This window comes from Candidatus Bathycorpusculum sp. (assembly GCF_009778815.1).
GTDB lineage: Archaea > Thermoproteota > Bathyarchaeia > Bathyarchaeales > Bathycorpusculaceae > Bathycorpusculum > Bathycorpusculum hydrogenotrophicum.
The window spans coordinates 1-12,059 of sequence record NZ_WRFL01000065.1; the positions used below are offsets into that span (position 1 = coordinate 1).

The following is a 12,059-nucleotide window of genomic DNA, read 5'->3' on the forward strand; positions in this document are numbered from 1 at the left end:
AGCTCCAGTCGAGATCGTTGCTGATGCTCCGGTAGAAAATGTTGAACTTCAAGTTCCAGCTGAAGCATCTTTTGAGGAAACTGCAACAGTTGAAGCTCCAGTCGAGATCGTTGCTGATGCTCCCCTTGAGGATGCTGTAGTAGATGAAACTCTTGTTGAAACTGCTGAGGTTTATGTTGTTGCTGATGCTCCCCTTGAGGATGCTGCTGCAGTTGAAACTGACGCTGTTGAAGTTGCATCTGAAGCAGTTGACGCAGAAATCATCACAGAAGTAGCTCCAGTTGAATCTTCAACCGAGGCGGCTCCAGCAGAAGATCTGCCACTTGAAGATGCAGTTGTTGAAGTTCTCCCAGCAGAAGAAACCCTTGTTGCCGATGCTGAATGCCCCATAGAAGTCACAGTTGCCGACCTTCCAGACGAGCTAGTTTTTGAAGAATCGGTTGCAGAAGCATCACTGGACATTGAACCCTCAGTTGAAGCATCATATGAGGAAGCTATAGTTGATGTCGCTTCTGATATTATTGTTCCAGCTGAAACGGTTGACGAGCAAGTGATAGTTGTTGCAAATCCAGTTATTGAAGCGCCCCTGCAAGTTTTCGAAGTCACAGAACACGCTCCAATCGAAACCACCCTTGAAAAAATCATGGAACCAGCAATTGAAGAACCAATCATTCAGTCAGTTATCGTGGAGGAGGCCCACATTCCGGCCCACCCTTTAGAGGCGCCTCAACAGGCGCATTCAGACGAAATGGTGGCAATGGAAACCGACACCGACCAAACCACCCCAACAGACGAAAGCGACGAAAACACCACCGAGGAAGAATAAACTAACCCCCAACTCTTTCTTTTATTTTGTTTTGTTTTTGTGTCTGTTTTAATGTTGTCAATCAGGCTGTTTTTGTTCATCTGTAGCTAGTTATTTTGATATAAACTTCGCGTTCAGTGGGTTTTTACATTTTTCTTTTTGCTATATTTTTGCCCGTTTCTTTAATTTCTGCACCTGATGGGTGCAGAATTGTGTATGTGAATATTAGCTGTAAAATTGTGCTATGCAAGTTTACTTGCTGAAAAACTCGTTGTATCAGGCGGCTCTTTTTGTAACTCTTTGGCTAATTTGTTCACCGATTTACTCAACCTTACTTACGGTGCTTGCTTTAATGGGCTGAGCTAGACTTCATGTTGCACAGTAGTGATTGGTCATACACAACGACTTATACAAGACTTGCTACATGTTGATTTGGTTGTGGGTTTGCTATTGTGCCACAGCCCTCAGTTGTTTGTATATCGCCGAATTAACTCAAATATGGTTTATTACTACTGGTGGAAGCGTGTTGTTTTATGGCTTTTTTTTGCTTTTTGCTTTTTCTTATCCGAAACGCTAAAAAACCCCTTTGTATTTTCCTAACAGCTACACCAAAAATGAGCGCGGGTCCGTAGCTCAGTCAGGCTAGAGCATCGGACTTTTAATCCGAGGGTCGCGGGTTCAACTCCCGTCGGACCCGCTTCATTCTTCTCATTGGAGTTTGGTGTGGGTTTTATTGCTTGCATTTCTTTACTTGTAGTTACTTTCAATTTATGATAAACATAAGTTCGCTTGCCTTCTACAAAGCATTGATAATGCTGGATGTGCTGATGGGTACCTCTTACTTGTAGGAAGCCTCCCCTATTGTATTGGGGGCATAATTGTTTAGTTAATTGATTATTCCTAAAAACTATCCACTATATCAAACAAGTATAATACATTGTATGATGTAACACTACATGGTTAGTGTGAATACTAAAACAAGTGCAATAGTTTCAGCAGTAATAGCTTGTTGTAGTCCAATTGTCTATTTCTGGGTAATGAGTGAACGTGGCTACACCTACAGGGATATGATGATTGTAGCATGGCCATCAAATTTAGTTCAGGATGTATCAGTGGGTTTTGTAATATATTACATTCCAGCTTTGGTTATATGTTTCTGTATAATAGAAATAGCAAAATTTGCATATAGTAAGCATAAATCAGGTGTAATGAAGGAACCTGCAGGGCACATGAAAATTAATCTATACAAACTAAAACATAGAATTGGATTCTACACAGTAATAGGATTAATTGGTTTAGCATTTAGTTTACATAATAGCCTTATCAATGTAGTAGAGCCATTGAGGTATCTGGTAGCACATGGTATATACAGTTTAACTTCTGCTATGATGCTGTTCATGTTGCTGTTTACTCCAGCATTTGTAATAGGGGAAGTATCACGGCTCATAGTCAAAGGTTACACACGTAAGTAAGAAAACTTGGTGTATTAGTTCTGTTCAGAAATTAGTTTTATATGGTATAATGGATGCATGGTCAGGTATCTAATCATTAAAGCATATGTCAAGTATGCGGCATTGAAGGATATGATATGGGCAATAACATAATACAACATTATGTTGGTTTCAAATGGTAAAAGAGTCTATAGTTGTCATAGAGTAAAGGGAGTTCTTTTGATCCGAGGGTCGCGGGTTCAACTCCCGTCGTGCTCTCATTTCATATTTACTCTAATAGTTTTTACTTCTTTCCGCTGTACTTCTAAGAGACTTTTTCCAATGCTGGTGCTAAGCATACTTTCTATCTTTTTGAATTAACGATAGCGTAATAAAACAACTAATCTGTCATTAGGGTGTAGCATGCAATGGCAACTTGACTTTATTCATTTTGAACTTGTATTATCAGTTCTTTTTGTAGTTCTGCAAACTCGTCAACTGTGATAGTTTCATTGCATCGTAATTCGTCGAGGTGTTTGAGTTTTTGATAGAGGCTGTCGCCGTGATTCCATATGTTAGAAACAGGTTTGGGTTTCTTTGCTTGTTTTTCTGCATCTAACATTATATAAAATAGTGGAACAGAAACAATGCAGCCAACAATAAGGCTCAGTATACCAACAAGTACCACAAATATTGCTGAGCATACCCAACAACAAATTATCGCTCGCGCGATTGTTGTCTGTGTTTTTTCATGTTCCCTTTTTGTTTTCATTTGGTTCCATAGTATTGTACTCAATTATATTTGTATTATCATTTTTGACATGCTTTATAATACAGTTGAATTTGCTTTCTGCTGAGACCTTTGGCGGCTATTGCGCAAATCAGAGCATGATGATTGAAAGAAAGTCTGCAATGCGATATCTTCCAAGATGCCCGCGATGGTGTTGTATGTCTCTTTTATGATTCTTCAGATGTCTTAGGTTGCTTTGGTGTGTTGGGTGTTTGGGTAGGTTTATTGATGTGAGTTTCGGTATTGTTGTTTATGTCTCGTTTGTGGTTTGATAGGGGTACGTTGTTGTTAAAGGGGACAATTGGAACTCCTTATGGCAAGTGGGATCCTAGAAATAACTGTTATCGGGTTAAGGCTTGTCATTATCGTGATGTTTTAGATTTTTTTAAAGAAAGTAGTCTCTGCGTTGAGGATGCGGTTTTGAATTTGTCTGTTCTTGAGCAGTTACGGGGCAGTATTGAGTTGCGTGCTTATCAAAATAAGGCCCTGGATCAGTGGGTGGGTGCGGGTAAGCGGGGGGTGCTGGTTTTACCAACTGCGGCTGGGAAGACCTTCATAGCGCTTAAGGCCATTGATTTGCTTAAAGTTCAAACTTTGATTGTTGTTCCTACTTTGGATTTACTTGATCAGTGGAGAAAGCGGGTGCGGGAGTGTTTGGGTGTGGAGGCAGGTGTGGTGGGGGGCGGCGAGAGTGTGATAAAGATGGTGACGGTTGCAACTTATGACTCAGCCTATGCACAGGCGGCATATTTGGGTAACCAATTTTTGCTGTTGGTCTTTGATGAGGTGCATCATTTGGCGTCTCCTGGGTATATGCAGATTGCAGAAATGTTTGTTGCACCCTACCGCATGGGTTTAACTGCAACCTATGAACGTAGCGACCAACGACACAACCTGTTGCCCTTATTGGTTGGCGATCAGGTTTATTCAGTTTCAGTTGAAGAATTAACCGCGGGTAAGCACCTCTCTGATTACACCTATGAAAAAATCGCAGTTGAGTTAACTGACCAAGAACAGCACCTCTATGAAGCCAATATGGCTATTTTTAAAAACTATCTTGTATCACGCAAACTTGTTTTGAAATCAGCCTTTGATTTTCGGCGCTTTATCATGTCCACCGGACGTGATCCCGATGCGCGAGCGGCGCTTTTGGCACGCAACAAAGCTCTAAAAATCGCCGTTAACTCCGAGGCTAAACTTGACCTACTCGCTGAAAAACTTGAAACCTACAAAACTGAGAAAATGCTAATTTTTACCCTCTATAACGATTTGGTCTACACCATCAGCCGACGCTTTCTCATACCCGCAGTTACCTACCAGACACCCCGAGAGGAACGACGCGAGATCCTAACAAATTTCGGAAACGGCAAATACCGCGTAATTGTCACCTCCCAGGTCCTAGATGAGGGCGTGGATGTACCTGACGCATCGGTTGGTATTGTACTTGGCGGAACCGGTAGCAAACGTGAATTTGTCCAACGCCTAGGCCGAATCCTTAGAAAAAAAGACGGCAAAACCGCCAAACTAGTCGAAATCATCTCAAAACAAACCGTAGAAGTAAACATCAGCCGCCGCCGACAACCCAACGAGGAGAAACCCAACCATGTTGCCCAGTAATCTACTCTTAGTGTATAAACGCAAAGGCGAAATACAACCCCGATATGCCAAACTATCAGCTGAGAACCTCACTGTTGCTTATCGCATAATCGAATTCTACACCACCCACATTGGTGAACAAAAAAAAGTTCTCATGGCCTATGTCTCCGAATTAGAAAACCAAGGCCACGACTACCGATTTGTTCGAGCCCTATCACTGCTACTTGATCGAAAAAGCCGCTTTATCTGCAAAAGCAAAACCAACCCCTCTGATTTACGACGGCGTATCTTCCAAGCCACCCAAAAACACGGCATACCTACAACACCCCAAAAACGACAACAAATAATCACCTCCATTGCCACAGAAACCTCCTTTTCCATTGAAACTATCGAAGACCAGCTATATGCTGATTTAGACGCAGAGCTGATTCTTGAAAAATTTGAACCCCCAACCCCCACAACATTACTTCAACAATACAACCTCAGCTTAACCCAAACCCTTCTCTTCGAATCCAGCGAACTAAACTTTAGCACCTCAGGAAACTGGCAACAACTATTCTATGCCATCAAAAAACTAGGGCTCATCTACGAAGTCTCCCAACAAACCCCCTTTTTTAATGTAAAAATAGACGGCCCATCCAGTCTCTTCAAACTCACCAAACGCTACGGCATAAACATAGCCAAACTACTACCCGCCATAACCACAAACCAAAACTGGACCATAAACGCCAAAATCCTGTGGAAATACACAAACGAAATGTGCAACTTTAATATGGAAAGCCAAAAACACGCCACCCTGCTAAAGCCACCCAAACCTGAACCCATAACCTACGACAGTACAACAGAAGAAAACTTTGCCAACCAATTCCGAGCCCTAGACTCAGGCTGGACCCTAAAACGTGAACCCGAACCCATCATAACCGGTAACCAAGTCCTCATACCTGACTTCTCACTCCAAAAAGCCGGTCTAAAAATCTACCTAGAAATCGTTGGATTCTGGACCGAAGACTACCTGCGCCGAAAAGCAGAAAAACTCCAACACGTCAACGACAAAATGATACTCGTCGTCCATGAAGCCCTAGCATGCGAAAAACTAATCACCCTAGAGAAACGACCCCAACTACACTTTATCTACTATAAAGACAAAATTTCCCTCGCCCCTATTCTTCGCTATCTCCAAAGCGAATTCGAAGAAATTAAAACAAAAGAAATTCAAACCCTCCAAAAAACAACCCTGAACCTTACTGAACCAGTACTACTCTACACCGAACTCGCCAACAGACTAGGCTTCTCAGTCGAATCCATCCAAACCGTACTGACCACTAAACCTCCAACAGGATACGTACCCATATCTAACGGTTTAGTAAGCACCGAAAAACTCGAACAAATATCTATTTTGCTCAAAGACGTATTGAAACAATCCCCAAAACTAACACTGAGCCAAACTACCACGATAATAGAAGCCCAAGGCGTCGCTGACATATCCAGCATACTACATCTACTGAGTTACAAAATAAAATGGAATGGTATAAACAGCGAACAAGCCGAAATCATACCCCCAAAAACCCCTTAACGCTTCTAATTTGGCTTGTTTTTTAATTGTATGTTGGCGGGTCCGGTGGGATTTGAACCCACGATCTCCGGCTCCGAAGGCCGACACCTTAATCCGTGCTAGGCTACGAACCCACTTATACAGAAACACCTCATTAGTGAAGGTGATGCTGTTTTTAGTGCTAATCATGTATTTAGGTTTTTCATGGCTTCTATGCATTTTAGGTTTGTGAAGATAGTTTAGTGTGGATTTTGTTTTGGGGTGCCTAATATTTTTTGTGATGCTTGAAACATTCTATACAAGACCACAGACAGGTTTAATCAAGATTTGTAAGCACTACACATATACGCACATGTTGATTTGATCTGTAGTGTTAAAGTCTGTGTGGTTATTGGTAAGATAATTTGCCTGTTAGGTGATTGTATGGAAACCACTGGATGACTTGGGTGTGATTTTGTGTCTGGTTTTTATTGTTTTTGTCCTGTGTTTTCTATTGTTGTGTAAATTATGTCTTTAGTACTGTTTTTGAAATCATGTTAGTGACGTACCGAAACCTCTAAATGTGGACGTTTGCGTATTTTTGCAGGTTGGGCCGGTAGATCAGTCTGGTATGATCGCCGCGTTCGCAACGCGGAAGCCGCGGGTTCAAATCCCGCTCGGTCCACCAAAATTTTCTCAAAAAGTGGTGTTTGTTATTTTAGCTAACGGCGTATTTGAGTGAGCTTGTATGACGCGTTGACATTTGTGTTTCTGTTGTTTTGTTTTAGTTATTTTGTCTTCGGATTAGCGTGTGGTCTGAGAATTTAGAAAATATTTGTTTTTTGATTGTTTATTGATATTTTTCCAGAAAATTAAGGCATAAATATTTAACAGGTGGGTGGGTAATAAAAAATATGGACCTCGCTTGGAATGTACTTGCATTTATGGCTGGTTGTACGTCTCTTTTTTTGTTGGGGGGTTTGTGGGCTTTTTATAAAGCTATAAAAACCAAAACCAGAGTGTATTATTTTCTTGGTGTGTTTTGTTGCTTTGTAAGTACGGTGTTTATCGCGCTTGCGTTGGGTCAATTTCTTCTGAGTTGTATTATTTCGGTTGGAGCCGCACTTCTTCTTTTGCCGATGATGCCAAAATTGATTGCTGCTAACACTGTGGACGTTGATGGTGCTTTGGGACCTCTGCGGGTTAAAGATATTTTTTCATTGTTTTTCATACCTAAGCTTGAGCGGACCTATGGTGACTTTAGAGCCCGTATAATCTATACCGTTGTGAACACCGGTATTGGTGCTATAATTAATCTGCTATTGGCAATGCTAAACATTATAACTCTGCCTATAGCTGGGGTATTGACGATTGCTGTTTTTGCTATATGTGTTGGAACATATGATTATCAAAAAGAAGGTCGGCCGGACCGTAAATTTTAGAATAGCGGTGTTCTAAAATTATAAAATTTGGCCAGTGGGTTTATTGATAGTTTTTGTGTTGTGTTGTTGGTTTTGTTGCTTGTTATATTTTGTGTTTTTTAGTGTTTTTTGTTTGGTTTGGTGGTTAGTTTCAGAAAGAGTTATAGTGTATAATGGGACAGACTATCTTAGGATAGCTGTTAATGTCTGCAGTTAATCAATCGTCTAATTCCGCTGATGGCTTTTTTGGCGTTTCTACAACTCAAATTATTTCCTTGATATTGATTATAGTTATAGCTATTGTAATCGAGCGTATTATAACGCGGTATTTGTCTTATTTTTCTAAGCGCGCAAAACTTGAATTAAATACTGCCAATCAATTGACCTTGACTTTTCGGATTTTAATTCTGATTGGGGCTTTGCTTGCAATAGGTCGCGAGGGTTTGTCTGCGGATTTACTCATATCTATTTCGGCCGTGGGTGGTGCTGCATTAGGGTTTGCTTCGCAAAAAACGATCGGTAATTTTATTGCTGGTCTTTATCTTTTGGCGGCTAGGCCCTTTAAGGTGGGTGATTATGTTAAAATTGGAACTGTTGAGGGTATAGCCCAAGAAATTACCCTAAACTATGCTAAGGTGTTAACTTCTGGTAATACTCTTGTTGCTGTGAGTAATTTGCAGTTGCTTGATCGTGACCTAACTAATTATCTCTATGAAACCACCCCTTCAAGAGGCAATGTTTACTGCTATACGTTTGAGATTGGCTTTGATCATTTAGTTCCAACTGAGAAGCTCTCTGAAATTTTTGATGCTGTCTTTGCTGCCTATAAGGATCTTCCCGAGCGGCCCTTTTGCACCTTGGTTCGTTCAACTGCGATTGAGCGAGTCTATATGGTTTATTTCTATGTAACAACGCCCAGTGATATTTTCACAATAAGGCCCCAAATTGCTGACCAAGTTTTTAGACGTTGGGATGAGGAGCGAGCAAAACTTAAAAAATAAGCTGCCTGTAAACGTTGGACAAATCACTAAAGGCCTTCAATAGCTGTCTGTATAACTCGTAACCTTTGCAGTTAGTTTATGGTGTTAGATTAATTCTTGTCAGCTCTTTAAGGGTCGGTTATGGTTTTGGTGGAATTTTAGGGTGAATTTTGTTCCTTTGGTTTCTTGGCTTGTAAAGTTTATTTCGCCTTCTAGGGCATCGGTTATGCGCTTAACCACTGCTAATCCAAAGCCTTGGCCTTTTGATTTTGTGGTAAACAGTGGGGTGAATAGTTTTTCTTGGACCTCTTTGGGTATGCCTTTTCCAGTATCCTCAATCTCAATGATAACCTTGTTTGTTTTTTTGTCTTGGTGTATGTTTATGGTTAAGGTGCCGCCTTCTGTCATGGCTTGGATGGCGTTGTTAATCAAGTTGGTTAAGACGCGTCGCATTAGGGTTGGGTCTGTTTGCATCTGGGGTATTTTGTTTATGTTTACTCTAAGCATTATCCGGATGGGTATGTTGACGGTTTGGAAGATGCTGTCAATTAGTTCGGGTATGTCTACTTCGGTGTATTCGGGTTGGATGGGGCGTGCGTAGTCTTGCAGATCTGCTATTATTTTATCAATGTAGTTGATTTGTTCGCCTATCACGATTAGTTCTTGGAGTGCATTGTTTTTCTCTTTGCTGTCTGTCATCAGATCTAACTCTTCTTTGATTAGATACAGTGAAGACATGATTGATTGTAGTGGATTGCGGATGTCATGTCCGACCATTCCTGCGGTTTGGCCAATGGTTGCGAGGCGTTGGCTGTCAGCTAATTGTTTGGTGCGTTCTTCGACAAGTTGTTCTAGCTGTTTGTGGTGGCGTTCGAGTTGTTGTTCAATTTTTCTGCGTTCGGATATATCCTGTTCTATACCCATGATTTTGGTGGGTTTGCCCTTGGAATCGACGTCTACAATGGTGCGCTCAGTGTGCAGATCACGTACTGAACCATCTGATAGAACTACCCGATAATCAAAAACTGTTGTTTCTTCGTGTTTGCCTTTTGCAATAAAGTTATCTGTTATCTTTGTTACCCGCTCAAAATCCTCGGGGTGTATGTAGGTTTTATATATTTCATACTCAAGGCCATATTTGTCTGGTTTGAGTTTAAACATATCAAATAATTCTTCTGACCAAAATACTCTGTTTTCTGCAACATGCATCGTCCAGTTGCCCATATGCGCCAGATGTTGTGCTTGTTTTAGGCGTTCTTCGTTTTCTCTGTGTATTTCTTCGTCTTTTTTGCGCTCCGTTATATCTGTGAAGGTGCCCAATGTGAAGTCTTGTCCGTTGAGCATAATGTGATCTACTGATGCGATAAGTGTGAGCGGCCTGCCGGTTTTTGTTTGCATGTATACTTCTAGGTTGCGTATTGCCCCTTGGGTTTGTAGTATGTGGGCAAACTCTTTGCGTTTGCTTAGGTCTGGGTATATGTTGAGTGTAAATGCGGTGTTTCCAATGACTTCTTCTCGGCTAAAACCAAAGGTTAGCAAAAAAGCTTCGTTTGCATCCAAAAAGAGGCCGTCTTTGAGTTGTGAAATAAACAGAGCCGCTTGACAACAGTTAAAGGCTTTAGAAAACCGTTCCATATTTAGTTGCAGGGTTTTTTCGAGTTTTTTACGCTTAGATATATCCCGCCAGATTATCACTAAATCGTTGGATGCGGGAAAAACACTGATTTCCCATGTGTTTGGGGTATTGTATAGTTTATCCCATTCAAAGTGTGTTGTTTGTTTATTCTCTTTGGCTTGGTGGAGGGTTTTTTCGAAAAGGGTTCCACTGTATTTGGGAAAAAGTTTCCAGAGGTTTTTTCCCACGAGTTTTTCTGCTTCTGCACAAAATCCTTTGGCTGCACACTTGTTGACATATTTTAGTTGCCAGTTGTGATCTAGGATGATCAGGCCGTCTTGGATGCTTTCTAAAATCAACTGTAGCTTTTGGTTGGTTTCTGTGTTTTCTTGTTCTGTGTTTTTGTGTTGTGTTGTTTGTTCTTTTTCGGTTGGGTGTTTGTCTGGGTTTGCCTTCTGCTGTTTAGGTGTTAGAATGGTTTGTCTCAAAAATATTCGAGCGCTCCATAACTAATAAGCTGTTGAAGGTTAATAATGTATTGCAACCTGACTTTGACTCAACCGATAAAAACGCTCGTTTTATTTATGCCAACAATGATTATGTGCTTTGAGCTTTATGTTACCTTTCGTAACTCACCAAAATAGGGTCGTCCTGAAAATGTTTTCTCATTAAACTTTGTTTTGTAGGGTTTGAATGGCTCTTTGCGGCCATAAATTATCGTGTAAAATTGCTCTGCCTACTGCAACTAGATCTACTTTGTTTTCTTGTACTAGTTTGTCTGCAAATTCTGCTTCTGTGATTCCGCCTACGCCGATAACTGGTGCTCTAATTGATGCTTTGATTGCGCTGGCTTGAGCGATAAAGTAACCGTTTATATGTTGGAGTTGTTTGGGTTCGCTGCCGCACATACCGCCTGATACATCCACAATATCTACGCTTGCTTGTTCAAGTTTCTGTGCAAAGCTGATTGCATCCTGGAGTTGGGTGCCCATTGGTGCTAAATCGTCTGCTCCTATGCGATATAGCAGCAGTCCCTTGCCTAGTTGTTTACGCACTTTTTCAACAACTAAGAGTGGAAAACGCATCCTGTTCTCAAGTGAACCCCCAAACTCGTCCTCGCGCTTGTTTAGCAGAGGTGTAAAGAATTGGTTGAGCAAATAGCCATGCGCACCATGAAGTTCCACTCCATCAAATCCTGCTTTTACTGCCCGCTCAGTTGCCAGTGCATAATCCTCTGCCAGTTCATAGAGTTCACTTTTTTCAAGCATACGCGTCTTATTTCTGGCACTGGGTCCAACCGGCATAACACCGATGACTTTTTTGGTTGCCACCGCTCCTGCATGGCTTATCTGCACCACCGCAGGAGTCCCTGCCAAATGTATGGCCTCTGCAAGTTTTTCAAAACCCGGAATTAACTTGTCACTATAGATACCTAACTGTTTAGGGCCTATCTTCCCCAGTGCTGACACATACGCATGCTCAACAATAGGCAGACCAAGCACTGAGGAGCGGCGAACATAAAAATTGATGAGTCTACTAGTGACATCACCCTCAAACGATGCACGCCCCGACTGCATCGGCGGCATCACTAAACGATTACGCAAACACACATCCTTAACTGTCAAAGGATCCAGAAGTCCAACCAATAAAGACACCGATATGTGCCTAACAGCATATAAACACACAAAAAAGGCTTTCTCACTTAAAACTATGATGTTCTATCCGGAAATAGGGTTACACTTTTTGTTTAGGTATATTTCTGCTGGTGTTGTCTTGTCCCAAAATAATTTCCCACCCGAGTTATCTTACGACACACTACCTCACCACCCAAACTCTGCAAAACACCTTTCCAAAAATACCGCACCCACCCAACTAAAAACATGGTCAAAAT

Annotated in this window: 8 protein-coding genes, 3 tRNA genes and 1 pseudogene; 8 read left to right on the plus strand and 4 right to left on the minus strand. The window is 41.4% G+C overall.

Annotated elements, in window-relative coordinates:
* From FWF39_RS10260 to FWF39_RS10270, 3 genes and pseudogenes are all read left to right on the plus strand, one after another.
* Positions 1–826: pseudogene (locus FWF39_RS10260) on the plus strand (hypothetical protein); the annotation flags it as partial.
* Positions 827–1,427: 601 nt separating this feature from the next.
* Positions 1,428–1,502: transfer RNA gene (locus tag FWF39_RS10265), tRNA-Lys, on the plus strand.
* A 268-nt stretch (positions 1,503–1,770) separates the two neighbouring features.
* Positions 1,771–2,277: a hypothetical protein gene (locus FWF39_RS10270; protein ID WP_343383350.1), complete on the plus strand. Its 507-nt coding sequence runs from the start codon at positions 1,771–1,773 to the stop codon at positions 2,275–2,277.
* A 400-nt stretch (positions 2,278–2,677) separates the two neighbouring features.
* Here the strand turns inward: FWF39_RS10270 and FWF39_RS10275 are convergent, their stop codons facing one another.
* Positions 2,678–2,857, minus strand: a complete 180-nt coding sequence (locus FWF39_RS10275) for a hypothetical protein (RefSeq protein ID WP_343383351.1) — start codon at positions 2,855–2,857, stop codon at positions 2,678–2,680.
* Between the two features lie 420 nt (positions 2,858–3,277).
* On the opposite strand from FWF39_RS10275, the gene FWF39_RS10280 reads away from it, so the two are divergent.
* Both FWF39_RS10280 and FWF39_RS10285 read left to right on the plus strand, forming a co-directional pair.
* Positions 3,278–4,642, plus strand: coding sequence for a DEAD/DEAH box helicase family protein (locus FWF39_RS10280; protein WP_343383352.1), 1,365 nt, complete (start codon positions 3,278–3,280; stop codon positions 4,640–4,642).
* A complete protein-coding gene (locus FWF39_RS10285; protein ID WP_343383353.1) occupies positions 4,629–6,194 on the plus strand; it encodes a DUF790 family protein in 1,566 nt (521 codons plus the stop codon). Before FWF39_RS10280 ends, FWF39_RS10285 begins: the two co-directional genes overlap by 14 nt.
* Positions 6,195–6,228: 34 nt before the next feature.
* Here the strand turns inward: FWF39_RS10285 and FWF39_RS10290 are convergent.
* Positions 6,229–6,307: transfer RNA gene (locus FWF39_RS10290), tRNA-Arg, on the minus strand.
* Between the two features lie 455 nt (positions 6,308–6,762).
* Here FWF39_RS10290 and FWF39_RS10295 point away from each other — a divergent pair.
* From FWF39_RS10295 to FWF39_RS10305, 3 genes are all read left to right on the plus strand, one after another.
* Positions 6,763–6,840, plus strand: a tRNA-Ala gene (locus FWF39_RS10295).
* Positions 6,841–7,231: 391 nt separating this feature from the next.
* Positions 7,232–7,594, plus strand: a complete 363-nt coding sequence (locus FWF39_RS10300) for a hypothetical protein (protein ID WP_343383354.1) — start codon at positions 7,232–7,234, stop codon at positions 7,592–7,594.
* A gap of 182 nt (positions 7,595–7,776) precedes the next feature.
* Positions 7,777–8,574 carry a mechanosensitive ion channel domain-containing protein gene (locus FWF39_RS10305; protein ID WP_343383355.1) on the plus strand — a complete coding sequence of 266 codons (798 nt, stop codon included), beginning with the start codon at positions 7,777–7,779 and terminating at the stop codon, positions 8,572–8,574.
* Positions 8,575–8,673: 99 nt separating this feature from the next.
* Here the strand turns inward: FWF39_RS10305 and FWF39_RS10310 are convergent, their stop codons facing one another.
* On the minus strand, positions 8,674–10,656 hold the full coding sequence (locus tag FWF39_RS10310; RefSeq protein ID WP_343383356.1) for a PAS domain S-box protein: 1,983 nt from the start codon (positions 10,654–10,656) through the stop codon (positions 8,674–8,676).
* Between the two features lie 180 nt (positions 10,657–10,836).
* Positions 10,837–11,814: an NADH:flavin oxidoreductase gene (locus FWF39_RS10315; protein ID WP_343383357.1), complete on the minus strand. Its 978-nt coding sequence runs from the start codon at positions 11,812–11,814 to the stop codon at positions 10,837–10,839.
* Positions 11,815–12,059 lie beyond the last annotated feature (245 nt).

Bases quoted from the DNA above. Each gene is read 5' to 3' on its own strand.
- FWF39_RS10275 (WP_343383351.1), bottom strand. From the start codon at position 2,857: ATGTTAGATGCAGAAAAACAAGCAAAGAAACCCAAACCTGTTTCTAAC.
- FWF39_RS10280 (WP_343383352.1), top strand. From the start codon at position 3,278: ATGTCTCGTTTGTGGTTTGATAGGGGTACGTTGTTGTTAAAGGGGACA.
- FWF39_RS10285 (WP_343383353.1), top strand. From the start codon at position 4,629: ATGTTGCCCAGTAATCTACTCTTAGTGTATAAACGCAAAGGCGAAATA.
- FWF39_RS10305 (WP_343383355.1), top strand. From the start codon at position 7,777: ATGTCTGCAGTTAATCAATCGTCTAATTCCGCTGATGGCTTTTTTGGC.